This window comes from Streptomyces sp. NPDC054765, from assembly GCF_053612065.1.
On record NZ_JBSHBP010000013.1, the window covers coordinates 16,903 to 42,826 of the forward strand.

General features: G+C 73.0%; 26 protein-coding genes. 17 read left to right on the forward strand and 9 right to left on the reverse strand.

All coding sequences use genetic code 11. The features are described from left to right. Nucleotides 1–286: 286 nt before the first annotated feature. A complete protein-coding gene (locus ACWGJY_RS11325; RefSeq protein ID WP_453260536.1) occupies nt 287–844 on the reverse strand; it encodes an ATP-binding protein in 558 nt (185 codons plus the stop codon). A gap of 239 nt (nt 845–1,083) precedes the next feature. Further along, on the reverse strand, nt 1,084–1,470 hold the full coding sequence (locus tag ACWGJY_RS11330; protein WP_453260537.1) for a hypothetical protein: 387 nt from the start codon (nt 1,468–1,470) through the stop codon (nt 1,084–1,086). A 298-nt stretch (nt 1,471–1,768) separates the two neighbouring features. Here ACWGJY_RS11330 and ACWGJY_RS11335 point away from each other — a divergent pair, with 298 nt between their 5' ends. Next, nucleotides 1,769–3,046: a serine hydrolase domain-containing protein gene (locus ACWGJY_RS11335; protein WP_453260538.1), complete on the forward strand. Its 1,278-nt coding sequence runs from the start codon at nt 1,769–1,771 to the stop codon at nt 3,044–3,046. On the opposite strand, the gene ACWGJY_RS11340 is transcribed toward ACWGJY_RS11335, so the two are convergent. Next, nucleotides 2,976–3,515: a MarR family winged helix-turn-helix transcriptional regulator gene (locus ACWGJY_RS11340; RefSeq protein WP_453260539.1), complete on the reverse strand. Its 540-nt coding sequence runs from the start codon at nt 3,513–3,515 to the stop codon at nt 2,976–2,978. The two genes, ACWGJY_RS11335 and ACWGJY_RS11340, sit on opposite strands and share 71 nt — an antisense overlap. 164 nt (nt 3,516–3,679) lie before the next feature. On the opposite strand from ACWGJY_RS11340, the gene ACWGJY_RS11345 reads away from it, so the two are divergent. Then, nucleotides 3,680–3,937: a hypothetical protein gene (locus ACWGJY_RS11345; protein ID WP_453260540.1), complete on the forward strand. Its 258-nt coding sequence runs from the start codon at nt 3,680–3,682 to the stop codon at nt 3,935–3,937. A gap of 25 nt (nt 3,938–3,962) precedes the next feature. On the opposite strand, the gene ACWGJY_RS11350 is transcribed toward ACWGJY_RS11345, so the two are convergent. Beyond that, on the reverse strand, nt 3,963–5,390 hold the full coding sequence (locus ACWGJY_RS11350; protein ID WP_453260541.1) for a hypothetical protein: 1,428 nt from the start codon (nt 5,388–5,390) through the stop codon (nt 3,963–3,965). Between the two features lie 250 nt (nt 5,391–5,640). On the opposite strand from ACWGJY_RS11350, the gene ACWGJY_RS11355 reads away from it, so the two are divergent. Further along, nucleotides 5,641–6,903, forward strand: a complete 1,263-nt coding sequence (locus ACWGJY_RS11355) for a molybdopterin-dependent oxidoreductase (protein WP_453260542.1) — start codon at nt 5,641–5,643, stop codon at nt 6,901–6,903. 104 nt (nt 6,904–7,007) lie between these two features. Continuing rightward, on the forward strand, nt 7,008–7,454 hold the full coding sequence (locus tag ACWGJY_RS11360) for a hypothetical protein (protein WP_453260630.1): 447 nt from the start codon (nt 7,008–7,010) through the stop codon (nt 7,452–7,454). Here ACWGJY_RS11360 and ACWGJY_RS11365 read toward each other — a convergent pair. The 4 genes from ACWGJY_RS11365 to ACWGJY_RS11380 all read right to left on the reverse strand — a co-directional run bounded on the left by ACWGJY_RS11365 (nt 7,403) and on the right by ACWGJY_RS11380 (nt 10,674). After that, the gene (locus tag ACWGJY_RS11365) at nt 7,403–8,122 is read right to left on the reverse strand and encodes a class I SAM-dependent methyltransferase (protein ID WP_453260543.1); all 720 of its coding nucleotides are present in this window, start codon (nt 8,120–8,122) and stop codon (nt 7,403–7,405) included. The two genes, ACWGJY_RS11360 and ACWGJY_RS11365, sit on opposite strands and share 52 nt — an antisense overlap. A gap of 8 nt (nt 8,123–8,130) precedes the next feature. Then, complete coding sequence (locus ACWGJY_RS11370; RefSeq protein WP_453260544.1) at nt 8,131–8,799, reverse strand: TIGR04282 family arsenosugar biosynthesis glycosyltransferase; 669 nt, start codon at nt 8,797–8,799, stop codon at nt 8,131–8,133. Then, nucleotides 8,796–9,527: a glycosyltransferase family 2 protein gene (locus ACWGJY_RS11375; RefSeq protein ID WP_453260545.1), complete on the reverse strand. Its 732-nt coding sequence runs from the start codon at nt 9,525–9,527 to the stop codon at nt 8,796–8,798. The genes ACWGJY_RS11370 and ACWGJY_RS11375 overlap by 4 nt, the downstream gene beginning before the upstream one ends. An 85-nt stretch (nt 9,528–9,612) precedes the next feature. After that, nucleotides 9,613–10,674, reverse strand: a complete 1,062-nt coding sequence (locus tag ACWGJY_RS11380) for an NAD-dependent epimerase/dehydratase family protein (RefSeq protein WP_453260546.1) — start codon at nt 10,672–10,674, stop codon at nt 9,613–9,615. A gap of 329 nt (nt 10,675–11,003) precedes the next feature. Between ACWGJY_RS11380 and ACWGJY_RS11385 the strand changes: the two genes are divergently transcribed. Next, nucleotides 11,004–12,008 carry a PP2C family protein-serine/threonine phosphatase gene (locus ACWGJY_RS11385; protein WP_453260631.1) on the forward strand — a complete coding sequence of 335 codons (1,005 nt, stop codon included), beginning with the start codon at nt 11,004–11,006 and terminating at the stop codon, nt 12,006–12,008. A 102-nt stretch (nt 12,009–12,110) separates the two neighbouring features. On the opposite strand, the gene ACWGJY_RS11390 is transcribed toward ACWGJY_RS11385, so the two are convergent. After that, nucleotides 12,111–13,340 carry a YihY/virulence factor BrkB family protein gene (locus tag ACWGJY_RS11390; RefSeq protein ID WP_453260547.1) on the reverse strand — a complete coding sequence of 410 codons (1,230 nt, stop codon included), beginning with the start codon at nt 13,338–13,340 and terminating at the stop codon, nt 12,111–12,113. A gap of 18 nt (nt 13,341–13,358) precedes the next feature. Between ACWGJY_RS11390 and ACWGJY_RS11395 the strand changes: the two genes are divergently transcribed. The 12 genes from ACWGJY_RS11395 (at nt 13,359) to ACWGJY_RS11450 (ending at nt 25,912) form a co-directional block, all read left to right on the forward strand. Beyond that, complete coding sequence (locus ACWGJY_RS11395; protein WP_453260548.1) at nt 13,359–15,002, forward strand: acyl-CoA dehydrogenase family protein; 1,644 nt, start codon at nt 13,359–13,361, stop codon at nt 15,000–15,002. Nucleotides 15,003–15,485: 483 nt separating this feature from the next. Next, nucleotides 15,486–16,775, forward strand: a complete 1,290-nt coding sequence (locus ACWGJY_RS11400; protein ID WP_453260549.1) for a GAF domain-containing protein — start codon at nt 15,486–15,488, stop codon at nt 16,773–16,775. A 251-nt stretch (nt 16,776–17,026) separates the two neighbouring features. After that, nucleotides 17,027–17,695 (forward strand): class F sortase, encoded by a 669-nt coding sequence (locus tag ACWGJY_RS11405; RefSeq protein WP_453260550.1) that lies wholly within the window; start codon nt 17,027–17,029, stop codon nt 17,693–17,695. A 429-nt stretch (nt 17,696–18,124) separates the two neighbouring features. Continuing rightward, entirely contained in the window at nt 18,125–18,742 is a 618-nt protein-coding gene (locus ACWGJY_RS11410) for a GNAT family N-acetyltransferase (protein WP_453260551.1), read from the forward strand. Nucleotides 18,743–18,834: 92 nt separating this feature from the next. After that, a complete protein-coding gene (locus ACWGJY_RS11415; protein ID WP_350257049.1) occupies nt 18,835–18,918 on the forward strand; it encodes a putative leader peptide in 84 nt (27 codons plus the stop codon). Between the two features lie 219 nt (nt 18,919–19,137). Then, nucleotides 19,138–20,835, forward strand: coding sequence for a nitrite/sulfite reductase (locus ACWGJY_RS11420; protein WP_453260552.1), 1,698 nt, complete (start codon nt 19,138–19,140; stop codon nt 20,833–20,835). After that, the gene (locus ACWGJY_RS11425) at nt 20,832–21,038 is read left to right on the forward strand and encodes a hypothetical protein (protein WP_453260553.1); all 207 of its coding nucleotides are present in this window, start codon (nt 20,832–20,834) and stop codon (nt 21,036–21,038) included. The genes ACWGJY_RS11420 and ACWGJY_RS11425 overlap by 4 nt, the downstream gene beginning before the upstream one ends. Then, a complete protein-coding gene (locus ACWGJY_RS11430; protein WP_453260554.1) occupies nt 21,035–21,727 on the forward strand; it encodes a phosphoadenylyl-sulfate reductase in 693 nt (230 codons plus the stop codon). The genes ACWGJY_RS11425 and ACWGJY_RS11430 overlap by 4 nt, the downstream gene beginning before the upstream one ends. A 20-nt stretch (nt 21,728–21,747) precedes the next feature. Next, nucleotides 21,748–22,281 (forward strand): adenylyl-sulfate kinase, encoded by a 534-nt coding sequence (cysC, locus tag ACWGJY_RS11435; RefSeq protein WP_453260555.1) that lies wholly within the window; start codon nt 21,748–21,750, stop codon nt 22,279–22,281. Beyond that, nucleotides 22,278–23,225, forward strand: coding sequence for a sulfate adenylyltransferase subunit CysD (gene cysD / locus ACWGJY_RS11440; protein WP_453260556.1), 948 nt, complete (start codon nt 22,278–22,280; stop codon nt 23,223–23,225). Before cysC ends, cysD begins: the two co-directional genes overlap by 4 nt. A gap of 2 nt (nt 23,226–23,227) precedes the next feature. Beyond that, nucleotides 23,228–24,589 (forward strand): sulfate adenylyltransferase subunit 1, encoded by a 1,362-nt coding sequence (locus ACWGJY_RS11445; protein WP_453260557.1) that lies wholly within the window; start codon nt 23,228–23,230, stop codon nt 24,587–24,589. Nucleotides 24,590–24,802: 213 nt separating this feature from the next. Next, complete coding sequence (locus tag ACWGJY_RS11450; protein ID WP_453260558.1) at nt 24,803–25,912, forward strand: aliphatic sulfonate ABC transporter substrate-binding protein; 1,110 nt, start codon at nt 24,803–24,805, stop codon at nt 25,910–25,912. Nucleotides 25,913–25,924 lie beyond the last annotated feature (12 nt).

Here is a 25,924-nt window from a genome sequence, read left to right on the forward strand (position 1 = left end):
CCGAGCACCAGGGTCGGGACGGCGGAGTCACACCCGGCTGCACACCGTGACCGGTGACCGCGTCACGGCGGTGAACTCCTCAGCTGCCTTCCGGCAGGAGTCCGGGACCGTGTCCCGGGCGCAGCGCGGCCGCCGTGTCCCGGGCGCAGCGCGGCCGCGGGAGGGGCGCGGCGGACGGCGGACGGCCCGTTGGCGAGGCGTGACGGGGTGGCGCGTCAGCGCCTCGCGGGCCTCGTTGCCGGTGCGTCGGACGACGACGAGTCGGACGACAACGAGCGGCGGCGGGTCAGACGAGCGACACCGCGGCCGAGGCCGCCGGGGTGGCCTCGGCCGCGGCGGCGGCCTCGGGCAGGGGCGGGGGCGGGGCGAGCGGCTCGGCCGGGAGGGCCGGAGGTAGTGCCGGCTGGCCCTTCGCGTCGGGCACGCTGCGCAGCGGTGTGCGGCTCGTCAGCCGGGTCTTGCGGGTCGCCTCGACGCGCCGGGTGAACCAGATGACCTTGCCGTCCGGGGTGCCGCAGGTGCCCCAACTGTCGCTGAGTGCCGCCACCGTGGAGAGTCCGCCGCCGGCGGCGGAGAGCAGCTTCGGCAGCCGTGGCCCCTGGTCGGCGACGGAGGCCGTGAGGTGGCGGCCGGTCCAGCGGAGTTCGACGACGCAGCGGGCGTCGGGGCCGATATGGCGATGGACGTTGGTCAGGAGTTCCGCCACTCCCCGGCATACGGGCGGGATATGCAGTTCGAGATCCCAGTACCGCAGGTGCGCGGCCAGAATTCGCCGGATCTGCGGCACACGCTCCGCCGAAGCATGCAGTTCGACCGTGTAGTGCCGGTCGCTGGGAAGTGTCATGTCATGGCTCCTCACCGCGAGGCTCATGCCCTTCACCTCGTTGGACCAACGAACCCCGAAACACGAAGAGTGAGCATTTATCACGTATGGGTCATTTGTCATGGTGACCCCACGGGGCGGGTTCCGCAACAGATCACGGCCCCCGCAGTCCCCTGGCACACCCCGTCCCGGCCGGTCCGCAGCCATGTCAGGAACCGCGTGTGCTCGCGCCTCCCCCGCTCCGCTCCGGGAGTGACCCGCTAACGGGTCTCCAGCCGCAGCTCGACCTCCTTCTCCTGGTCGCCGGCGGCCATGCCGAGGACATGTACCGCGAACGCGGACTCCAGGCCCTTGCACAGCTGGTCGACCGCCCAGTAGCCGCCCTGGAGACTGACCAGGACGGGCGCGGTCAGCCGGCGGGGCTCGGCCGCGGACCGGAGATCACTCACGTCGAAGGTCGAGGTCCACACGGTCGAGCCCGCCCCGGCCACCTCTTCGGGTACGTCGTCCGCGGCCCGGTCGGAGCGGAAGGAGGTGCGCAGCGCGCTGAAGACGGCATGCGCGTCCTGTGTCGCGCAGCTCTCCAGCTCCACCACCACCTCGGCCGATACATGGCCCGTGTCTGACACCTGTTTCGCGCTGTTCACTGTGGGACCTTCCTTAGCCGCCGTCCTCCGGGAGCCGAACGCTTCCAGGCTCGCCCCGCGGACCGGTGTGTGCGACCGGAGACCCGCCGTCGCGGGGTCCGCGGGCGCCGCGGTGGCGGAGGGACGGGGCGGAGGCCGGTGGGGGAACCGGGGCGGAATCCGGACACGCGGCACTGCGCCGTCCGGACTCACATGGTTGCCATGGGCATCGACCCGGACGGATTATCCGGTACAGGACGCCGTACGCACGTACGGAAGTACCGGATGACCGCACACGGACGACGCGAGGAGAGCCACCGTGGGACCAGCCACCGTCGACGGCCACTGCGCACCGGGCTTCACCGGCGTACGGGACGCGTTCGAGCGCAACTTCAGCGAGCACGGCGACATCGGCGCGGCGGTCACCGTGACCGTGGACGGCGAGGCGGTGGTCGACCTGTGGGGCGGCCACGCGGATGCCGCTCGTACCCGCGCCTGGGAGCGCGACACCCTCGTGAATGTCTACTCGACGTCCAAGGGGATGACCGCGCTGTGCGCCCATCTCCTCGTGGACCGTGGCGAGTTGGACCTCGATGCGCCGGTGGCCCGGTACTGGCCGGAGTTCGGGCAGGCCGGCAAGCGGGACATACCGGTGCGCTGGCTGCTCAGCCACCGCGCCGGTCTGATCGCGCCCCGTGAGCCGCTCCCCCCGGGGCACGCCTACGACTGGGACCGGGTGTGCGCCGCCCTGGCCGCGACCCCACCGTGGTGGGAGCCGGGCACCGCCCAGGGCTATCACGCGGTGACCTTCGGATATCTGGTGGGCGAGGTCGTACGGCGGATCACCGGGCAGTCGCTCGGCACGTTCCTGCGCAGCGAGATCACCGGGCCGCTCGGCGCGGGGGTGTTCATCGGCACCCCCGCCGCGGAGCACGCCCGCTGTGCGGACATGGTCGGGCAGCTGGACGAGGCGCGGCTCGCCGAGCAGTTCCCCGGTGTCCCGCGGCCGCCCTTCCGGGCGCTGTGTGACCATCCGCTGGCCGTGGCGATGCTGGCGCTGACCTACATCCCCACCGGCGATGTCAACAGCGCCGCCTACCGGTCGGCCGAGATCCCGGCGGGCAATGCCCACGCCTGCGCCCGTGGACTGGCGACCGTGTACGGCGCGCTGGCGGGCGGCAAGCTCGTCGGGCCCGGCACCCTGGCGGCGATGCGCCGGTCGCAGAGCCTGCCGGGCGAGCGTGATCTGACCATCGACGCCCTTGCCCCGGCGGGCCACGAACACCGGTGGGGGCTTGGCTACATGCTCAACCACCGGGGCCAGGCAGGGCCGAACCCAGGAGCGTTCGGCCACGGTGGCGCGGGCGGCTCCTATGCCTTCGCGGATCCGGAGAACCGGCTGTCCTACGCGTACACCATGAACAAGTACGGCGGAGGCACGACCGGCGACGACCCGCGCAACCGCGGCCTGGTCAGGGCGGTTTACCAGGCGTTGGCGGAGAGCCGGAGCAAGGGCCCCGGCGCCCTCAGGGAGCGGCCGACTCGGGCGGCGGCGCCGGCCGCGGGGGCACCGGAGGCTCCCCCGCCGCGTCGGTGAGGGCGCGCAGCGAGTCGATGAGCCCGGCGCGCTGGGCGGCCGGCAGCCGGGCCACGATCCTGGCGATCTCCGTGTGCCGGCCGGCCAGCACCCGTTCGACGAGGGCGCGGCCCTCGTCCGTCAGGCTCAGTACGACCTCACGGCGGTTGCCGGGGTTGGCCTGCCGGGTGACGCTGCCGGCCGCTTCCAGCCGGTCGACCATCCGCATCGCGGTGGACGGGTTGACGCCCAGCGCGCCGGCCAGCGCGGCGAGCTTGACGGGGCCCTGGCCGTCCAGCACCACCAGGGCCCGCAGCTGGGGCAGGGTGAGGGAGGGCGCCGTTCGGCCGAGTGTCCGGGCGGAGATCCCGACCAGCAGCCGGGAGGCGGTCAGCACCGCGGCAATGACCTCCTCGACATCATGATCGAGATCCTCGCCGGGCGCGGCCGCCCCGGCCTGCCGCGGTGCGCGCTGTGCGTCGTGCCCCATGGCGCCTTTATACCCGGTGAGGGCATCGTGCCTGGTGGCGGGCCCTGTCGGGGGCCGGTGACGGTTCAAATGCGGGCCCCCGCGAACGCCTCCGCCGAGCGCGATAATGGGAAGTGCGGCATGCATCCGGCCCGGCGCGAGCGCGGCGGGCCCGAGAGGGCGTGATGACCATGGAACGGGACACCGAGACGGTTCACGAGGCCTATGCATTCGTCTGTCTGCACTGCGGGCACGGCTGGGAAGAGGAGTACGAGATCCGGCACACCACGGATCTGGCCGGCCACCGGCGCGCCGACTACTTCGCCCGCGGCGCGCGGGCCCGCTCTCCGCTGACCCTCAACGACTGCCCCTCCTGCAATCTCGGCCCGATCCGCATCCTGCGCCCCGGCCGGGTGAACTCGACCCGCCCCTACCTCGCCTGACCCCTTCCCGGTAGGTGATGAATCGTCACCACCCGGTGTACAAGAGGTGGTTGACCAACAGCGCCAGCACGGCCTGAGCCGTCAGCCAAGCGCGCCGCCGGGCCGTGGGCAGCAGGGCGCAGGCCGCCGGCAGCCAGGCGGCGAACGGCAGCCAGATGCGCTCGGTCTCCGCCTTGCTCATCCCGGAGAGGTCGGCGACCAGCAGGGCACACAGCGCCGCCAGCACGAGGACGGCCAGCCGGTCGGAGGGGGCACGCAGGGGCCCGGCGGACGGGCGGAGCCCTCGTAGGGAGGCGGGGGCCGTCGCGAGGGCGCGGCGCAGACCGGCCACCGTCGCCAGACCGGTGATCAGGACGGTGCAGGCGAGATTGCCCCACACCCAGTAGGCGTACGGGCGGACCGCCGCGGCGCCCTGGTAGTAGCGCTCGACCAGCAGGTGGTAGCCCTCCCACCAGCGGAATCCGGCGAGGGTGAAGACGACGGCGACCATCGCCGCCCCGGCCGCCAGGAGAGGCAGCGGGCGCACGGTGCGGGTGAGCAGCAGGATCGCGGCGGCGATCAGCGCGATCAGAGTGAGGCCGTAGGAGAGATAGCAGGTCAGGCCGAAGAGCAGTCCGGCGGCCAGGGCGGCGGCGGCCGGCCGGCGGGTACGGCGGGTGGCGGCGAGGGCGAGGAGCGCCAGGGACCAGGCGGCGACGGCCGCGAAGTAGCCGTCCGCCGAGGTGCCGACCCAGACGGCGGACGGGGCCAGGACGAGGAACGGGGCGGCCCGGCGGGCGGTCGGCTCGTCGGTGAGGGCGCGCAGCGCGACGAGGACCGCGGCCACGGCGGAGGTGCCTACGGTGATGCACCAGATGCCGGCCCAGCCGCCACCGCCCAGACCGATGCGGTCCAGGCCGACGAAGGTGAGCACGGCGGCCGGCGGATGCCCGGCGACATGGGCGGGCCAGTGGTCCGGCGCGTTGTTGAGGATGTGCGAGGTGAAGCCGCGCAGCGCCGGCCCGAGATCGTCGAACCGGCGGATGACGGTCAGGTACTCGTACGCGGTGGTGAGCCGGCCGGCGATACCGGTCCGCCAGCCGTCTATCAGTGCCAGCGCACCCGTCCAGGCCATGGTGGCGGCCCAGCCGGTGAGGACGAGACGGCGCCAGGGCAACCGGGCGGCGAGGGGCGGCCCGTGGACGATCACCACGACGGCGGCCGTGAGCGCGGCGGGGGTGCCGGGGCCCAGGTGCGGGAACCACGAGGCGTACAGCGGTGGCCAGTTGACGTGCAGGCTGCCGTCGGCGCGCTCGATGGCGGTGCCGACGACCGCGGCAGCCGTGACGAGGAGGGCGCCGGCCGCCGCGGCCACCAGATCGCGGCGGCGCCCGGCGCGTTCCTCAAAGGCCGCACGGGAGGTCGGGCGGCCGGGCGGACGGGAGGTCACTCGGGGAGTCACTCGGGGGGTCACAGCGGCACGCTAGGCGCCCGGGGGCGGCAACGGCCGTACGAGGGCCGCGGCGTCATCGTTCCGTCAGATTTCCCCGGTACCCCGCCGGCGAAGGCCGTGGCCGCCCGCCGACGTCAGAGTTTCGTCATGCGTCACGGCCCCGCCGGCGCACCGGTCGCGGCATACCGTCGAAGCCAGGTCCGCCCCGGCCCTGCCGTCAGCAGGGTCCAGGGCGGCGGACCCTCGTCGCGCCAACCGCCAAGGACACATCATGGGTGCCCCTCCCCCGCTCGCTCGCCGCCCCTCCCCGGCATCGCCGTCGTTCTGGCGCAGCCCGCTGCGCGGTCCCCGGCTGACCGCGCTGCTCGGCATCGTGCTGCTCGCCGGGATCACGCTGCTGTTCGTGACCGGTCTGCTGTCGTACGCCGCGTACAACCCGGATCTGGCCGGCGGCGTCAACGACAAGACGCCGGACAAGGGCCTGCTGGGCTTCTACCTCTTCAGCTGGCCGACCGGCCCGCACTGGCTCTACCGCCTCACCCAGGGGCTGCATGTCACCGTCGGGATCGCGCTGGTGCCGGTCCTGCTGGCGAAGCTGTGGTCGGTGATCCCGAAGCTCTTCGCGCTGCCGCCGGCCCGGTCCGCCGGCCATGCGCTGGAGCGGCTCTCGCTGCTGTTGCTGGTCGGCGGGGCGTTGTTCGAGTTCGTCACCGGGATCCTCAACATCCAGCTGGAGTACGTCTTCCCCGGGTCGTTCTATCCACTGCACTTCTACGGCGCATGGGTGTTCATGGGTGCGTTCGCCACCCATGTGGTGCTGCGTCTGCCGCGGACCGTACGGGCGTTGCGGGAGCGCACGGACCCGGATGCGGCGGCCGACGACACCGGGCTGGTGGCGCCCCGGCCGGACCGGCCGACCGTGACCCGGCGGGGTGCGCTGGGGCTGGTCGGCGCCGGTTCGGTGCTGTTGTTCGCCACGACCGCGGGGCAGAGCATCGGCGGGTGGTGGCGGCGGACGGCCCTGCTGGCACCGCACGGTGGCGGCGATCCGGGCAGCGGCCCGAACGGCTTCCAGCTCAACAAGACCGCCGCGGCCGTCGGCATCAGGGCCCAGGAGACCGGCGAGAACTGGCGGTTGACGGTCGAAGGCGGCGGACGGCGGGTGCGGATCGGCCGCGCCGAGCTGCTGACGCTGCCGCAGCACACGGCGGCGCTGCCGATCGCATGTGTCGAGGGCTGGTCGACGGACGACCAGCTGTGGAGCGGGGTGCGCCTGCGGGACCTCGCCGCGCTGGTGGGGCTCGGTGAGCAGCCTCCCGGCGTACTGGTGGAGTCGCTCCAGCTCCACGGCGCGTTCCGGCGGGCCGCGCTGCGCGACAACCAGGTGCGCGACCCCCGGGCGTTGCTGGCGCTGCGGGTGGGCGGCGCCGACCTGTCCGCCGACCACGGCTTTCCGGCGCGGATCATCGTTCCGGCGGCGCCCGGGGTGCTCAACACCAAGTGGGCCGCGCGGCTGACGTTCGGGGAGTGGTGAGGGTGCAAAGGCGGCAACCGGCAGGGCGTGAACGGGGAGCGCGGGCGCTCGGGGCACTGCGCCGTCCGCGCCGATACGGCGAGGGCCCGCTGCATCTGCTGCTGATGCTCGCCTCGTTCGCGCTCACCGGCTTCGCGGGGGTGCGGCTGCTGGCCGGCGGGCAGTGGCCGCTGGTGATCGCGTGGTTCGCCGGGGCGGCGCTGCTGCACGATCTGGTGCTGCTGCCGCTGTATGCGCTCGCCGACCGTGTGGTGGTCCGTGGTACGGCGGGGAGAGGCCGGCGGCGGGCCTGGACCTCGTATGTCCGGCTGCCCGCCGCGCTGTCCGGGCTGTTGCTGCTGGTGTGGTTCCCGCTGATCGCCGGTTCGGTGGGCGGCGGTGCGGCGGCGCACTACGAGGCCACGACGGGGCTGCCCGGCGGGGTGTTCCTGGCCCGCTGGCTGCTGGTCACCGCCGGGCTGTTCGCGCTCTGCGCCCTGTGCCTGCTGGGCCGTGCGCTTCAGCCGCGGCGGCGCAGGGAGACGAAGCAGCGTTCGGCGCCCGGTACCTGACCTGCCCGGTCCGTGACGCTCCACTGCTCGACGGGCGTCCAGCCGGTGGTGGCCGCGTGGCGCAGCAGCGCGGGGGCGCCCACCCGGGCCCAGGGGAACAGTTCGCCCGGCGCGCGCGGTGCGCCGGGGCGGAGGTGGTATCCGCGCTCGACCCGGACCTGGACCCGTTCGTCGACATCCGCCGGGGTGGTCTCCACGATCAGCAGACCGTGCCGGGCAACCAGGTCCGCGCTGCGGGCGAGCAGGGCGGACGGGTCGCCACCGATGCCGATATTGCCGTCGAGAAGCAGTGCGGTGTCCCACCTCCCCTCGTCCGGAAGGGAGTCGAAGACCGAGCAGCGCAGCGCGGGTCCGCCGGTGGCGGTGGTGCGGGCCACCGCGGCCGCGCTGACGTCGATGCCGAGCGCCCGCCGGCCCTGTGCGGTGAGCGCGGCGACCAGCCGGCCGGGACCGCAGCCGATGTCGAGGACGGCGCCCTCGCAACGGCGCAGCGCCGACAGATCGGCGGCGTCCGGCCCGGCGCACCAGCGCTCGACCTCCAGCGGCAGCAGCCAGCCGTCGCTGCGGCGCAGGAAGAGCGGGCCGCGGCCGCTGCGCAGCGCGTCGGCGTAGGGGTCGGCGCCCCAGGTGACGGTGTCGGGCCGGTCGGTCTGGGCCGTGGGCGGCATGGCGGTGCTCATCGTCCGGTGACCGCGGTCAGCCGGGCGAGGGTGGCGGCGAACCGTCCGGCGGGCGCCGCGGCGGCGACCTGTTCCGCATCGTCCGCGGTGTCGACATCACGCAGCGGCGGCAGGTCCCGCACCCGCAGTCCGGCGGCGGTCAGCCGGGCGCGCTGGGCGGCGCCGGTGCGGTCGGTCGACATGGGGACGCCGCGCAGCAGCCGGGGGTCGGGGGCGGCCAGGCCGAGCGCCCAGAATCCGCCGTCCTCGGCCGCCCCGAACCAGGCGTCACAGTCGTCCCAGGCGTCCGAGTCCAGTGCAGGGGCGAGGAGTTGCGGGGTGACCTGAGGGGTGTCCATGCCGATGAGCAGGGTCGGGCCCGCGCTGTCGGCGAAGGCGGCGGCGAGCCGCTCGTCGAGGCCGCCGGCACACTGCGGCCGGACGTCGAAGCCGGCCGGCAGCCAGCTCCCCGGGCGGCCGTCGAGGACGACCACCCGCCGCCGGGCGGGCATGGCGCGAACCGCCCGGAGGGTGTCGTACAGCGCGGCCTCGGCCAACTGGGCGGCCTCGTCGGGGGTGTAGGGCGGGGTGAGGCGGGTCTTGACCCGGCCGGGCACCGGTTCCTTGGCGATGACCAGGACCGTCGTCGGTCCGGGACACTCCGGACGGTCTGCGGGCTCGGTCATCGGGCCGTCTCCTCTGTACGGGGCGCCGACGGCGGCTGGTTCAGAACGGTGCGCATGTCGCGCACCGCGTGCCAGGTGCCGCGCCAGGTGCCGGTGACCTTGGAACGGCCGGTGCGCGGACGGTAGGGCACCTCGCGTTCCTCGACGCGCCAGCCGGCGTCGGCGGCCCGGACGACCATCTGCAGGGGGTAGCCGCTGCGGCGGTCGGTGAGGCCGAGGCCGAGCAGTGCGGTCCGCCGGGCGGCGCGCAGCGGGCCGAGGTCGTGCAGCCGCAGTCCGGTGCGGCGGCGCAGCATCCGGGCCAGCGCGAGGTTGCCGAGCCGGGCGTGCGGCGGCCAGGCGCCGCGCCCTTGGGGGCGGCGGCGGCCCAGCACCAGATCGCTGTCGCCGTCGCGGACGGCGCGGACGAACGGGACGAGCAGCGCGGGATCGAGGGAGGCGTCGCAGTCGCAGAAGCAGACGATGTCGGCGTCGGCGGCCAGCAGTCCGGTATGGCAGGCGGCGCCGAAGCCGCGGCGCGGCTCGTGCACCACGGTGGCGCCCAGACCGCGGGCGATCTCGGCCGAACCGTCGGTGGAGCCGTTGTCCACGACGATCGCCCGCCAGCCGGCCGGGATGCGTGCCAGCACCCAGGGCAGCGCGGCGGCCTCGTCGAGGCAGGGCAGTACGACATCCACCGAGGTGGTCCGGGGGGCGGGGGCAGGGGTGGGGGTCACGCCGTGGGTCACGCCTTCACCTAAGCATCAGAAGCGGACAAGTGGGGTTTCAGGTTCTTATGGGACGGGACGCCGAGGGGAGCGGCGACGCCGTGGGTCACCCCGTCGGCGCCGCCCTCATCCCCTCCCGGGCGAACTCCTGCATCCCCTGCGCGAATCCGGTCGCCGCCCGCCAGCCGAGGTCCTCGGCGATCCGCTGCGACGAGGCGGTGATGTGCCGTACGTCGCCGAGCCGGTACTCCCCCGTCACCACGGGCGCCGGTCCGTCGCACGCCTCGGCCAGGGCCCGCGCCATCTCACCGACCGTGTGCGGCACTCCGCTGCCCGTGTTGTACGCGGTCAGGGTGCCTTGCGCCCGGTCCGGGAGGGCTTCCAGGGCGACCGCGTTGGCCGTGGCGACATCGCGCACATGGACGAAGTCCCGCCGCTGGCCGCCGTCCTCGTAGACCGTCGGCGACTGGCCGCGGGCCAGCGCCGAGCGGAAGAACGAAGCCACCCCCGCGTAGGGGGTGTCGCGCGGCATCCCGGGCCCGTAGACGTTGTGGTAGCGCAGCGCGACGGCCTGGCCGCCGGTGGCACGCGCCCAGGAGGCGGCCAGATGTTCCTGGGCGAGTTTGGTGGCGGCATAGACGTTGCGCGGATCGGTGGGCGCGTCCTCGCCGACCAGACCGGGCCGCAACTCCACGCCGCAGTGCGGGCAGCGGGGCTCGAACCGCCCGGCGTCCAGTTCGGCCACCGCCCGCGGGCCGGGCCGCACCACCCCGTGGCGGGGGCAGGTGTAGCGCCCCTCCCCGTAGACCACCATCGACCCGGCGAGCACCAGCTCACGCACCCCGGCCGCGGCCATCGCGGCCAGCAGCACCGCCGTGCCCAGGTCGTTGCAGCCCACATAGTCGGGCGCATCCGCGAAATCCTTGCCGAGGCCCACCATCGCTGCCTGGTGGCAGACCGCCCGCACGCCCCGCAGCGCCGCGTCGACCGCGGCCCGGTCCCGTACGTCGGCGACGATGCGGTGCTCCCCCGGGCGCGGGGGCGGGGGCTCGGGGTGTGCCGAGGGGAGCAGTGCGTCGAGCACGACAGGCTCGTGCCCGCGCGCCAGGAGCGCCTCGACGATCTGCGATCCGATGAACCCGGCGCCGCCGGTGACCAGTACACGCATGCCGGTCACGCTAAGCGGGATCGGCCATTCCGACCCGCGCCTGAGCCGCCGTGTCATGGGTCCGTAAGATCCGCGACCCCTCCGGGACGGGCGCCTTCCGGTCGTTCGGGCCACTGCGATTCGGTAACGGGGCGCATTCGAGGTATTTCGGTACGGCATATGTTGCATATGCTCAGGTCGGGGGTCGGGGGGCCGCTTTCGGACACTCCGACGGCCGACGGCCCCCTGCCCGATCACTTCACCTGACACCGTCGGAGAACACCTTGGCCGTGGAGAACGGGGCGCCGCGCACCGGCTCCCCTGTGCTGTCCGCGCTCCCCTACGCGGTCATGGCCGTGGTCACCACGGTCGACCTCACCGCGGGTCCGGGGGTCGGGTTTCTGCCCCTGGTGTCGCTCGGGCCGGCCTTCGCCGGACTGGTCGGCGGCTGGCGGCGGACCGCCGTGGTCGGGCTGACGGCGTTCGTGCTCTGCCTCGGTCTGGGCGTCTACAACGGTCTGTTCGAGAGCCGGCGCGGGCTGACCGCCCTGCTGTCGGTGACCGGGGTGACCGCGGCCGGGGTGGTCGCCGCGGTGATGCGGCAGCGCCGTGAGGCGGAGCTGGCGAGCGTCCGCTCCATCGCCGAGGTCGCCCAGCGGGTCCTGCTGCGCCCGGTGCCGCGCAGCGCGGGCCCGCTGCGGATCGCGGTCTCGTACACCTCGGCGATGGCCGAGGCCCGGATAGGGGGCGATCTGTACGAGGTGGTGACCTCACCGGCCGGGGTGCGGATCATCGTCGGCGATGTGCAGGGCAAGGGCCTGGAGGCCGTGGAGAGCGCGGCGGTGGTGCTGGGCGCCTTCCGGGAGGCGGCACATGACGAACCCGATCTGCCGGCCGTCGGCGAGCGGGTGGAGCGGGCACTGAACCGCCATCTGTCCGGCGAACGGTTCGTCACGGCGGTACTCGCCGAGATCGGTGACGGTCCGGACGCCACCCTGCTGAACTTCGGCCATCCCGCGCCGCTGGTCGTCCGCCCCACCGGCGCGGTCGGCTTCGCCGCACCGCCCCACCGCGCCCTCCCGCTCGGCCTCAGCCTCCATGACGCCGCGGCACCGGTCCCCTACGGCGTGCCGTTCACACCCGGCGACCAGCTGCTCTTCTACACCGACGGGGTCACCGAGGCCCGCGACGCGGCGGGCCGTTTCTACCCCCTCGACGAGCGCTCGACGCTGCTCAAGGACCCCGATCCGCAGACCGCGCTGCGCTCGGTGCGCGAGGATCTGGTCGACCATGTCGAGGGGCCGCTGCACGACGATGCGGCGATGCTGCTGGTCCGCTATCGCGAGGACCGCTGAACGGGGCCGCTGATTTTGGGGGTCGCTGAAGGGCGTGGCTGAAGGGGACCGCTGAACCCGCGTGGTGTCCGGGGCTCGGTTCTTCCGCCGCGGCGCGCCGGCTCAGTCGTCGCGCGTGTCGCCGGTACCGCGGCCCTCCCCGTGGCCGTCCTCCCCGTCGCGGCCGCCGCGATGCCCCCCGCCGTCGCGGTCGCCGCGGTCGCGGTCGCCGCCACCGTCGCCGCGGTCGCCGCCACCGTCGCCGCGGTCGCCGCCACCGTCGCCGTCGTGCCCCACGCCGTCCGCCGTGGTCCCCGCCGTCTTGTCGGTGCCCGCTTCATCGGCGCCCGCCCCCTCGCTGCCCGTCCCCTCGGCGCCCGTCCGTGCCTCCGCCTTCGCCGCCGCCCGCCGTGCGGCCTCCGCACGGGCCGCGGCCGTGGCGACCGACGGCCACACCCGGTCGAGTGAGGCGTTCATCGCGGCGCCGACCAGCACCGCGAAGGCGGACACCCCGATCCACAGCAGTACGGCGACCGGCGCGGCCAGCGAGCCGTAGATCGTGGGCCCCTCGACCGTCGAGGTGAGATAGAGCCGCAGCAGAAAGCTGCCGAGCACCCACATGCCGAGCGCGACCACCGCACCGGGAATGTCCTCCGGCCAGGGCGAGCGGACCGGTACCGACGCGTGGTAGAGCGTGGTCAGAAAGGCGACCGACAGCAGCAGGACCACCGGCCAGTACAGCGCCCGGATGATGTGCTCACCGGCCGGCAGCCAGCTCACCACGGTGTCGGGGCCGGCCACCATCAGCGGCAGGGCGACGGCGCCGACGACGAGCGCGGCGAGGTACAGCGCGAACGACAGCAGCCGGGTCTTGATGATGCCGCGCCGGCCGTCGAGCCCGTACATGATGGTGATGGTGTCGACGAAGACGTTCATCGCCCGGGACCCGGACCACAGGGCGATGGCGAAGCCGATCGAGATGATGTCCGGGCGGCGGCCGGTGAACACATCGTCGAGCAGCGGCCGGGCGATCTCGTTGACGCCCTTGCCGGACAGCACGGTGCCGGCCGCGCCGAGGATGTGCGTGCGGACGTTGTCGATGGTGTTGTGCCCGATCCAGGCATTCGTGTAGCCGAGCACGCCCAGGAGCCCGAGGATCAGCGGCGGCAGTGACAGCAGGCTCCAGAAGGCGGCCTCGGCGGCCAGGCCCGTCACGCGGTACTTCATACAGGAGTTGACGGTGTCCTTGAGCAGGAGCCAGGCCAGCCGACGCTTGGAAACGTTGCGGTAGAGGGCGCGGGCCTTGGTCAGACGGCCCGCGGGCCGCTCGGTTGGTTCGTTTGCCGGCTGCACCTCTTTACCGTATCCGGCATGGCAGCATCCACTCACACGGTCACGAACCAGCCTCCGCCGCTGGTCGGATATGACGTCTTCGCCGGCGACGCGGCCCTGACCGAGGGCATCACCCGGCATGTCGCCGACGTCCGGCTCGACGAGGCACGCGAAGAGCTGAGCACCCTGGGGCAGGCGGCCGGCTCCGCGCACGCCCAGCGCTGGGGCGTACAGGCCAATACGCACCCGCCGGTCCTGCGCACCCACGACCGCTACGGCCACCGCATCGACGAGGTCGAATTCCACCCGGCCTGGCACCGGCTGCTCGGCCATGCCGTCACGGCCGGGCTGACCGGCGCCTGGTCCCGGCCGGACGGCCATGTCCGCCGCGCCGCCGGCTTCATCGTGTGGACCCAGGCCGAGGCGGGGCACGGCTGTCCGCTGTCGATGACCCACGCGGCGGTGCCCACGCTGCGCGCCGAGCCGGAGCTGGCGGCCGAGTGGGAGCCGCTGCTGACCTCGCGGGTGTACGACCACGAGCTGCGCCCGGTCGCCGAGAAGGGCGGCGCGCTGGCCGGGATGGCCATGACGGAGAAGCAGGGCGGCAGCGATCTGCGGGCCCTCACGACCCGCGCCGAACCGCTGGCCGCGCCCGGCGAATACGTCCTGACGGGGCACAAGTGGTTCTGTTCGGCGCCGATGTCGGACGCCTTCTTGGTGCTGGCCAGGGCGCCGGGTGGGCTCACCTGTTTTCTGCTGCCGCGGGTGCTGCCGGACGGGAGCCGTAACGCCTTCCGTATCCAACGGCTCAAGGACAAGCTCGGCAACCGCTCGAACGCCTCGGCGGAGGTGGAGTTCGACGGGGAGAGCTGGGCGCGCCGGGTCGGTGAGGAGGGGCGCGGGGTGGCGACGATCATCGAGATGGTCGCGGCGACCCGGCTGGACTGCGTCAGCGCGTCGGCGGCGGTGATGCGGCAGGCGGTGGCGCAGGCGCTGCACCACACCGCGTACCGGGAGGCCTTCGGTGACCGGCTGGCCGACCAGCCGCTGATGCGCAATGTGCTGGCCGATCTGGCGCTGGAATCGGAGGCGGCGACCACCCTCGCGCTGCGCCTGGCAGCGGCGTACGACAGCGGCACCGAGCAGGACCGGCACTTTCTGCGGCTGGCGGTGCCGGCGGCGAAATACTGGGTGACCAAGCGCTGCACGCCGATGGTGGCCGAGGCCCTGGAGTGCCTGGGCGGCAACGGTTACGTGGAGGAGTCGGGGCTGCCCCGGCTGCTGCGTGAGGCGCCGCTCAACTCGATCTGGGAGGGCGCCGGCAATGTCCAGGCGCTGGACGTCCTGCGGGCCCTGCGGCGCGAACCCGAGGCGCTGCACGCGTTCCTGACCGAGATCGGGGCGGCGCGGGGCGCGGATCACCGGCTGGACCGGGCGATCACGGGGCTGCTCACCGAACTCGCCGATCTGGAAGGCATCGAGGCGCGGGCCCGGCGCCTGGCGGAGCGGATGGCGCTGGTGCTCCAGGGCTCGCTGCTGGTGCGCCATGCGCCGCCCGAGGTCGCGGACGCGTTCTGCGCCGGCCGGCTCGGCGGCGACGCGGGTGCGGCGTTCGGGACGCTGCCGCACACACTGGACCTTGCGGCCGTAGTGGCGCGGGCCCGGCCGGTGGCCGGCGGCTGAGCGCTCCGGCGTCCCGCCGCCGGGCAGGTCATGACGCGGCGGCGACTCCCCGTCGGCTCCGGGCCGGCGCCTCGCGAAGCGACGGGGACAGGGGGTTGCCGCCGCCGCGTCCGTCAGGGAGCGGTGCCGCGCCGACTCGGCACCGCTCCCGGTCTGAGGGCCTCCCGGGCGCTGCGGCGCCTGCCTCGCGCCGCGCAGCGGGACGACGAGGTCGCCGGGAGCCGGCGCACCGTGCCGGCGTAGCGCAGGGCGGCCGATGGAATCTCCAGCGACAACCGGCGGGTTCCCGACGGGTGACCGGTGAACCCGCGGTGGCGAGACACCATCGGCCGCTCCGGCAAGCCTTCCCGCGCACGTCCTGAGCGGCAATGGTTGCAGTGCGTTGCAGTGCCCGGAGACGGACCGGGACAATGGCGCTGCCAGGACGGACCGGTGAGCGTACGAGGGGCACGACCCGAAGGACAGGGCACTACGGAGAACAGCGTGAGCGACAGAGCGATCGACGGCGCCATCTGGTCGGCCCAGGACAACCGCGCCACCGCACACCGCCTCGCCACGGTCCATGAGACGGTGCTCGCGGGCGAGATGGCGCCCGGCGCCTCGTCCGGCGCGCCCCGCGCGGTGATCGGTGAATCCTGGCGCCGGGTGCTGAGCTCGGGGGTCGACCCGGACCGGGACCGGCCCCAAAGCCCGCTGTCCGTGGCGGAGTTGGAGCACCGTCGGCAAGTGTCCCGGCTGGCGACGGTGCTGCCGGTGCTCAACGAGGGGCTGTTGTCTGCCGCCGACGCCGCGCAGCAGATCATGGTCGTCACCGACGCCGAGGGCCGGGTGCTGTGGCGGGAGGGCAGCGCGCCGGTGCGGCGGATGGCCGACCGGCTGGGTTTCGACAAGGGCGCCGACTGGGCGGAGGACGTCGTCGGCACCAACGCCATCGGCACCGCACTGGTGGCCGGCCGGCCGGTGCTGGTGCACTCCGCGGAGCATTTCGTCCGCAGCCACCACCAGTGGACGTGCGCCGCGGCGCCGCTCCACGACCCGCGCGACGGACGCCTGCTGGGCACGGTCGACATCAGCGGTCCGGCGCCCTCCTTCCACCCCACGACGCTCTCGCTGGTGTCCGCGGTCGCCCGGCTCGCCGAGGGCGAGCTGCGCACCCGCCATCAGCTGTCCCTGGAACGGCTGCGGTCGAGCGCGGCACCGGTGCTGGCGCGGATCGGCGGACGGGCGCTGGCGGTCGACCCGGGCGGCTGGGTCGTGGGGGTGACGGGCCTGGCCCCGCCGGACCGGGTGGCACTGCCCAAGGCGCCCGCGGCCGGGCCGCTGTGGCTGCCGCGGTACGGCATGTGCATCCTGGAGCCGCTGCCCGGCGGCTGGCTGGTCCGGGTCGGGCGGCAGGAGCCGGATGCCGGGCCGAGCCGGGTGGTGCTGGACGTCAGCGGCCGGGACGGCTCGACGGTCACCGTCAGCGGACCGGCCGGCAGCTGGTCGCACGAGCTGACCCCGCGCCATGCCGAGTTGCTGTTCGTCCTCGCCACGCATCCGCAGGGGCGCAGCGCCGCCGAACTCGCCCGGGACCTCTTCGGTGACGACAGCCGTACGGTGACGGTGCGGGCCGAGCTGTCCCGGCTGCGCCGCCATCTCGCGAGTGTGCTGGCGCACCGGCCGTACCGCTTCGCCGACGGGGTGGAGGTCGAGCTCCGGCTGCCGCCGCGGCCCGGGTATCTGCTGCCGCAGTCGTCGGCGCCCGCGGTGGCGGCGGCGCGCCGGGGGTGACGGGACGCCGGCGCAGGAAAGGCCGGGGCGAGGCAGGACAGGGCAGGGCAGGGCAGGGCAGGCAGGCAGGCAGGCAAGGCAGGCAAGGCAGCGATACGGTGCCGCACCCGCCACCCGCCATCTGTTCGCCCGTTCGCCCGTTCGCCCGTCTGCTCTCGCCCCCGCGCCGGGGCGCGCCTAGCGTGCCGACAGCGGGCCACGTGCCCCGGGACCGTGCGCCTCCCGGGGCGCGCGGGCACGGGAGGTGAGCGATGAGTCCGACGGAAACACCGGAAGGGGCGTCCGGAGAGCCGGCCGCCCCACGCCGGCCCAGGTGGGGCGTGCTGGCGCTGGCCGGACTCATCGGCATCGGCATGGTGCGCCAGGGGTTGTCCGGTGAGGCGGACGGCCCGCCGCAGCCGGGGGCCGGTACCGCGCTCTTCCCCGGCGACCTCCCGCCCGACGGCCCCGCGCCGTCGCCGCTGCCCCGTTCCGCCCCCTCCCGGGTGGCGATTCCGTCGATCGGGGTGGCGGCCCCGCTGATGCCGCTGGGCCTGGACAAGGACGGCTGGATCAAGGCCCCGCCGCCCGATGACCCCCGGCCGGCGGGCTGGTACGAGGGCGCGCCGACCCCGGGCGAGAACGGCACCGCCGTCCTCGTCGGCCATGTCGACAGCCGCAGCGGGCCCGCGGTCTTCTACGGGCTGGGCGCCCTGGAGAAGGGCAGGACGATCCGGGTGACCCGCGAGGACGGGCGGACCGCGGTCTTCGAGGTCTACGGCATCCAGGTCTTCGACAAGCGGAAGTTCCCCGCCCGGAAGGTCTACGGCACCACCGGACGCCCCGAGCTGCGCGTCCTGACCTGCGGCGGCGCATACTCGGCGGGCTCCGGCTACGCGGGCAACGTGGTGGTCTTCGCCCGGATGACGGGGAGTGGCTAGCGGGTACCTGCCTTCCGGGCGGCACCCGCCGGGCGCGGTTGTTGCCTCCGGGCTGCCCGCTCGTTCGCTCCGGGCTGCCCGCTCGTTCCCTCCGGACTGCCCGGTTGTTCCCTCCGAGCGGGGTTGTGTCCTCCGGGCACGGCTGGTCCCCGGCCCGGCGGGAGTGCCGGCGCCCTGCCCCCGGAGCCCGGGTGACGCCCGGCCCGACGACCGGCCACACCCCACACTGTGAGCTGTGGTCTCACAATTCGGGACAGGCGCCCGCCGCGCCGCTCGCCGCACTGCCTGCCGCCCGCCCGCCGCGCGCCCGCCGGCCGGGTCCGGCCCCCTCCCCTTCGGTCCGACCCCTTCGGTCCGACCCCTTCGGTCCGGCCCCCTCCCCCTCGGCCCGGTCCCGGGCCCCCCGTCCCGGTGTGATGTGCTGACCGCATGAGCATCTCGGTCACCACGTGGTACCTGGAGCAGACCTCGCGCCCCGGCCTGCCCCCCGTCGAGGGGCCGACGGCCGAGCAGGACGTCCGCATCGTCCGGTCCGGGACACCGTCGCCCGAATTCAGCCGGTTCCTCTATACGGCGGTCGGCGGGGACATCATCTGGACGGACCGGCTGGCATGGTCGTACGACCGGTGGGCGGCGTATCTCGGGCGCCCCGGAGTGGAGACCTGGGTGGCGTACGAGCACGGCACGCCCGCCGGGTTCATCGAGCTGGCGGCGGAGGCGGACGGCTCCGTGGAGATCACCTACTTCGGGATCGTCCCGGGGTTCCAGGGGCGCCGGATCGGCGGGCATCTGCTCGCGTACGGGGTCGAGCGGGCCTGGGACCTGGCCGAGCGGTGGCCGGGGCTGGCGCGGACCGAGCGGGTGTGGCTGCACACGTGCAGCAAGGACGGCCCGCACGCCATGGCCAACTACCGGCGGCGCGGCTTCCGGGTCTACGACACCACGGTGACCGAGGAGCCCGACGTGCCCGCCCCCGGCCCCTGGCCCGGGGCGGGGCCCATCACGGCCGGCACACCCACCACGGCCGACACACCCGCCGCCGAGTGATCGACACCACATTGTCTCGCGATGCGGGACGGAGGTGTCCAGATTTTGGATAACGGTGGACTGGCCGGAGAGCGGCGTGCCACGCTTCCGTCATGTCTCGAGCTGGAATTGCCTTGGTGAGTCGGCGGCACGTCGACCTCGGCCGCATGTCCAGCGCCATTTGTCGGGCGGGCTGAGGCTGCATTCACCAGGGGCCTTCGCTTCGGCCCCGGGCAGCACCCAGCACCACCGGACCGCACGCCGTCCCCATCGTCGCGGACGCACCGACACCCCTTGCCCCGCAGGCCTTCCCGACGCGTTGCCGCGCGCCGCATTTCGCGATGTCTGCGCAGGTCGTCGTGGGTGCCCGACGCCCCGTCCGCATCCCTTGAGCCCGCCCAGAAGGACGTACACCCATGGCTGCCTCCCCCGAACAGCCCGCAGCTGCCACGACCCGCCGCAAGGCCGGACGCCACCGCGGCGAGGGCCAGTGGGCCGTTGGCCACCACACCCCGCTCAACGGCAACGAGCAGTTCAAGAAGGACGACGACGGTCTCAATGTGCGGACACGCATTGAGACGATCTACTCCAAGGCCGGTTTCGACTCCATCGACCCCAACGACCTGCGCGGGCGCATGCGTTGGTGGGGCCTGTACACCCAGCGCAAGCCCGGCATCGACGGCGGCAAGACCGCGATCCTGGAGCCGGAGGAGCTGGACGACAAGTACTTCATGCTGCGGGTCCGCATCGACGGCGGGCGGCTGACCACCGAGCAGCTGCGCGTCATCGGCGAGATCTCGCAGGAGTTCGCGCGCGGCACTGCGGACCTCACCGACCGGCAGAACGTCCAGTACCACTGGATCCGCATCGAGGACGTGCCGGAGATCTGGCGGCGCCTGGAGGCCGTCGGCCTGTCCACCACCGAGGCCTGCGGTGACACCCCCCGCGTCATCCTCGGCTCCCCGGTCGCCAGTATCGCCGAGAACGAGATCATCGACGGCACCCCGGTGATCGAGGAGATCCAGCGCCGGATCATCGGCAACCCGGAGTTCTCCAACCTGCCGCGCAAGTTCAAGTCCGCGGTCTCCGGCTCGCCCCTGCTGGACGTGGCGCACGAGATCAACGACATCTCGTTCGTCGGTGTCGAGCACCCCGAGCACGGTCCGGGCTTCGATGTGTGGGTCGGCGGCGGGCTGTCGACGAACCCCAAGCTCGGCGTCCGGCTGGGTGTGTGGGTCTCGCGCGAGGAGGCCGCCGATGTCTACGAAGGCGTCATCTCGATCTTCCGCGACTACGGCTACCGCCGGCTGCGCACCCGCGCCCGGCTGAAGTTCCTGGTCGCCGACTGGGGTCCGGAGAAGTTCCGCCAGGTGCTGGAGGACGACTACCTCCGGCGGAAGCTCACCGACGGTCCCGCGCCGCAGCAGCCCGACCGGCGGTGGCGCGACCACGTCGGGGTGCACCGGCAGAAGGACGGCCGTTTCTACGTGGGCTTCGCCCCGCGGGTGGGCCGGGTGGACGGCGCCACCCTCACCAAGATCGCCGAGCTTGCGGCGGAGCACGGTTCGGGCCGGCTGCGGACCACCGCCGAGCAGAAGATGATCGTGCTGGACCTCGACGAGGCGCAGGTCGACTCGTTGGTCTCCGGTCTGGAGGCGCTCGACCTGCGGGTCCAGCCGTCCCCGTTCCGGCGCGGCACGATGGCCTGCACCGGCATCGAGTTCTGCAAGCTGGCGATCGTGGAGACCAAGGCCCGCGGCGCCTCGCTGATCGATGAACTGGAGCGCCGGCTGCCGGAGTTCGACGAGCCGGTCACCATCAACGTCAACGGCTGCCCGAACGCCTGCGCCCGTATCCAGGTCGCGGACATCGGTCTCAAGGGCCAGCTGGTCCTGGACGACGACGGCAACCAGGTCGAGGGCTACCAGGTGCACCTGGGCGGCGCGCTGGGCCTGGAGGCCGGCTTCGGCCGCAAGGTCCGCGGACTGAAGGTCACCGCCGACGAACTCCCCGACTACGTCGAGCGGGTGCTGCGCAACTTCACCGCACAGCGCGCGGACGGCGAGCGGTTCGCCACCTGGGCGGCCCGCGCGGAAGAGGGTGCGTTGAAGTGAGCGAACGCGCCGCGCCGTTCCACTGCCCGTACTGCGGGGACGAAGACCTGCGGCCCTCCGAAGAGGGGGCCGCCTCCCGCGGAGAGGGTGCCGCGTGGGAATGCCGGGCCTGCAGCCGCGCGTTCCGGCTGAAGTTCCTCGGCCTGCTGGCCCCGGGGAACGTCAGCCGGCCCCCTTCCGCTTCCGACGGAGGTACCTCGTGACGACCGCCACCGGTCTTCAGCAGCTCGCCGAGCAGGCGGGCCGCGACCTGGAGGACGCACCCGCCCTGGAGATCCTCACCTGGGCCGCCGAGACCTTCGGTCCGCGCTTCTGCGTCACCTCCTCGATGGAGGACGCGGTCGTCGCGCATCTGGCCTCGCGGGCCTTCCCCGGCGTGGACGTGGTCTTCCTGGACACCGGCTACCACTTCCCGGAGACCCTCGGGACCCGGGACGCGGTGGCCGAGGTGATGGACGTCAACGTCCGCACCCTCACACCCCGCCGGACCGTGGCCGAGCAGGACGCCGAGCACGGCCCGAAGCTGCACGACCGCAACCCGGACCTGTGCTGCGCACTGCGCAAGGTCGCGCCCCTCGAAGAGGGCCTGGCCGCCTATGACGCCTGGGCGACGGGGCTGCGCCGGGACGAGTCGCCCACCCGGGCGAACACCCCGGTCGTCGGCTGGGACCCCGGGCGGCAGAAGGTGAAGGTCTCGCCGATCGCCCGCTGGACGCAGGCCGACGTGGATGCGTACGTGGCCGAGCACGGGGTGCTCACCAACCCGCTGCTGATGGACGGCTATGCCTCCGTCGGCTGCGCGCCCTGCACCCGCCGGGTGCTTGCGGGCGAGGACGCCAGGGCCGGCCGCTGGGCCGGCAGCACCAAGACCGAGTGCGGGCTGCACGGATGACCGAGCATCAGGAGATATCCATGACGGGTGCCACGATCTGGCTGACCGGTCTGCCGAGCGCGGGCAAGACGACCCTCGCGCACGAACTGGCCGGCACGCTGCGCGGCGCGGGCCACCACGTCGAGGTGCTCGACGGCGACGAGATCCGCGAGTTCCTCTCCGCGGGCCTCGGCTTCACCCGCGCGGACCGGCACACCAACGTCCAGCGCATCGGCTTCGTGGCCGAGCTGCTGGCGAGCAACGGCGTCAAGGCGCTGGTGCCGGTGATCGCGCCGTACGCGGACAGCCGCGAGGCGGTGCGCGCACGCCACCAGAGCGAGGGCACCGCATATCTGGAGGTGCATGTGGCCACCCCCGTCGAGGTCTGCTCCGAGCGGGACGTCAAGGGGCTCTACGCCAAGCAGGCAGCCGGCGAGATCTCCGGGCTGACCGGCGTGGACGACCCGTACGAGGCGCCCGAGTCGCCCGATCTGCGTATCGAGTCGCACACCCAGACCGTGCAGGAGTCCGCGGCGGCGCTGCACGCGCTGCTCATCGAAAGGGGACTGGCATGACGGCCGTCACCACCGTGACCGAGAACGCGGACGCGGACGCCAACAATCCGTACGCGCTCTCCCACCTGGACGCCCTGGAGTCCGAGGGGGTGCACATCTTCCGTGAGGTGGCGGGTGAGTTCGAGCGGCCGGTGATCCTGTTCTCCGGCGGCAAGGACTCCATCGTCATGCTGCACCTCGCGCTGAAGGCGTTCGCGCCGGCCCAGGTGCCGTTCTCGCTGCTGCACGTCGACACCGGGCACAACTTCCCCGAGGTCCTCGACTACCGCGACCGCACCGTGGAGCGGCACGGCCTGCGGCTGCACATCGCCTCCGTACAGGACTTCATCGACCGCGGTGAGCTGCGCGAACGCCCGGACGGCACCCGTAACCCGCTGCAGACCGTCCCGCTGCTGGACGCCATCGAGAAGAACCGTTTCGACGCGGTCTTCGGCGGCGGCCGACGGGACGAGGAGAAGGCGCGTGCCAAAGAGCGGGTGTTCTCGCTGCGCGACGAGTTCGGCGGCTGGGACCCGCGCCGGCAGCGCCCCGAGCTGTGGCAGCTCTACAACGGCAAGCACTCGCCCGGTGAGCACGTCCGGGTCTTCCCGCTGTCCAACTGGACCGAGCTGGACGTGTGGCAGTACATCGCCCGCGAGAAGATCGAGCTGCCCGCCATCTACTACGCCCACGAGCGCGAGGTCTTCGCCCGCAGCGGCATGTGGCTGGCGCCCGGTGAATGGGGCGGCCCCAAGGACGGCGAGAGCCTGGAGACCCGGCAGGTGCGCTACCGCACCGTCGGCGACATGTCCTGCACCGGCGCCGTCGACTCCGACGCCGGCACCATCGAGGCCGTGATCGCGGAGATCGCCGCGTCCCGGCTCACCGAACGGGGCGCCACGAGGGCCGACGACAAGCTGTCCGAGGCCGCCATGGAAGACCGCAAGCGCGAGGGGTACTTCTAACCATGAGCACGACCACGAACACGGACGCGGTCGACGCCGTTGACGCGGGCGCCACCTCGCTGCTGCGGTTCGCCACCGCCGGGTCCGTCGACGACGGCAAGTCGACGCTGGTGGGCCGGCTGCTGCACGACTCCAAGTCGGTGCTCGCCGACCAACTGGAAGCCGTCGAGCGCGCGTCCCTGGGCCGCGGTCAGGAGACGCCGGACCTGGCGCTGCTGACCGACGGGCTGCGCGCCGAGCGCGAGCAGGGCATCACCATCGATGTCGCCTACCGCTACTTCGCCACCCCGCGGCGCCGCTTCATCCTGGCGGACACCCCCGGACATGTGCAGTACACCCGCAACATGGTCACCGGCGCCTCCACCGCCGAGCTGGCCGTGGTGCTGGTCGACGCCCGCAACGGCGTCGTCGAGCAGACCCGCCGGCATGCCGCGGTCGCCGCCCTGCTGCGCGTCCCCCATGTCGTGCTGGCCGTCAACAAGATGGACCTGGTCGACTACACCGAGCCCGTCTTCGCGGCCATCGCCGAGGAGTTCACGAGGTACGCGGCCACGCTGGGCGTCCCGGAGATCACCGCGATCCCGATCTCGGCGCTGGCCGGCGACAACGTCGTGGCCCCGTCGGCGCACATGGACTGGTACGGCGGCCCGACCGTGCTGGAGCACCTGGAGACCGTGCCCGTCGTCGCCGACCCCTCGGACGACCCCGGCCGCTTCCCGGTCCAGTACGTGATCCGTCCGCAGACCGCCGAACACCCCGACTACCGCGGCTACGCGGGCCAGATAGCCTCCGGCGTGCTGCGCGTCGGCGACGCCGTCACCGTGCTGCCCTCGGGCCGGACGAGCACCATCGAGGCGATCGACGCGCTCGGCCAGGCCGTGGACGTCGCCTGGGCGCCGCAGTCCGTGACCGTGCGGCTCACCGATGACCTGGACATCTCGCGCGGTGATCTGATCGCCCCGACGGCCACCGTGCCGGGTGTCTCGCAGGACATCGAGGCGACCGTCTGCCATGTGGCGGACCGTCCGCTGAAGGTCGGCGACCGGGTCCTGCTCAAGCACACCACCCGTACGGTCAAGGCGATCGTCAAGGACATCCCCTCCCGGCTGACGCTGGACGACCTCTCCCCGCACCCGGCGCCCGGTGAGCTGGCCGCCAACGACATCGGACGGGTCGTGATCCGTACGGCCCAGCCGCTGTCCCTGGATGCCTACGCCGACTCCCGGCGCACCGGTTCCTTCCTGCTGATCGACCCGGCGGACGGGACGACGCTGACCGCCGGAATGGCGGGCACCGCCTTTGCGGAGGCGGCCGCGGAGGCCGCTGCGGCCGAGGACGCGGACGACAAGGGAAGGGACTTCTGAGCATGCTCCAGGACGTTTTCTCGACCTTCGCGAAGGAGGGCGGCCGCATCGGCAGCGGCGCCCTGGGCAGCGGGCAGGGCGGAGTCGGCCGATGTGTGCGCTGACGATGCCCGGCTCCGTGCGCCCCACACCTCCCTTCCGAAGATCCATTGATCCGCCGGGCGCGCCCTAGAGGGGCGCGTAGTGTCCGGCCCTCCGAGAGGAACTCCTCCCGTGTCTGCCGTTCGTCACCGCCTGCTGGCGGCCGCCGTCTTTGTCCCGCTCCTGACAGGTGCGCTGGGCGCCTGCGGCTACGGCTCCGAGGCCAAGAAGGACACCGCGGTCAACGTCGCCCCCAAGGGCCCGAAGACCGATGGACTCGACCAGGTGAAGATCGGGTTCTTCGGCAACACCACGCACGCCACTCCCCTGGTCGGCCTCCAGAAGGGCCTCTTCCAGAAGGAACTGGGCGGCACGGCGGTGAAGTCCTCCGTCTTCAACGCGGGACCCGCCGAGATCGAGGCGCTCAACTCGGGTGCCATCGACATCGGCTGGATCGGCCCCTCCCCCGCGATCAACGGATATGCCAAGTCGCACGGCAAGAGCCTGAAGATCATTGCGGGTTCGGCGTCCGGCGGTGTGTCGCTGGTGGTTGACCCGAAGAAGATCAAGAGCGTCGACGATCTCAAGGGCAGGACGATCGCGACCCCGCAGCTGGGCAACACCCAGGACGTCGCGCTGCTGAACTACCTGGCCGAGAAGGGCTACAAGGTCGATGCCACCACCGGCAAAGGTGACGTCACCGTCCAGCGCACCGACAACAAGGTGACGCCTACCGTCTTCCGGCAGGGCGGCGTCGACGCCGCGTGGGTCCCCGAGCCCACCGCTTCCAAGCTCGTCGCCGAGGGCGGCAAGACGCTCCTGGACGAGAAGAAGCTGTGGAAGGACGGGAAGTTCGTCATCACGAACATGATCGTCTCGCAGAAGTTCCTCAAGGAGCACCCCAAGGCCGTCGAGGCGGTACTGCGTGCCTCGGTGAAGACCAACGCCTGGATCCGGTCGCACCCCGCCGAGGCAAAGCAGGCGCTCAACGACAAGCTCGCGGACCCGCAGATCTCGGGCAAGGCACTGCCGGGCAACGTCATCGACCCGGCCTTCAAGAACGTCGACATCACCGATGACCCGCTGGCCGCCACCCTCCAGCAGGAGGCCGACCACGCCGTCAAGGCGGGCCTGCTCAAGAAGCCCGATCTCCGGGGCATCTACGACCTCACCCTGCTGAACAAGGTGCTCAAGTCCGAGGGCAGGCAGCCGGTCGACGACGCCGGACTCGGCAGCAAGTAGCCCCGCCCGCAG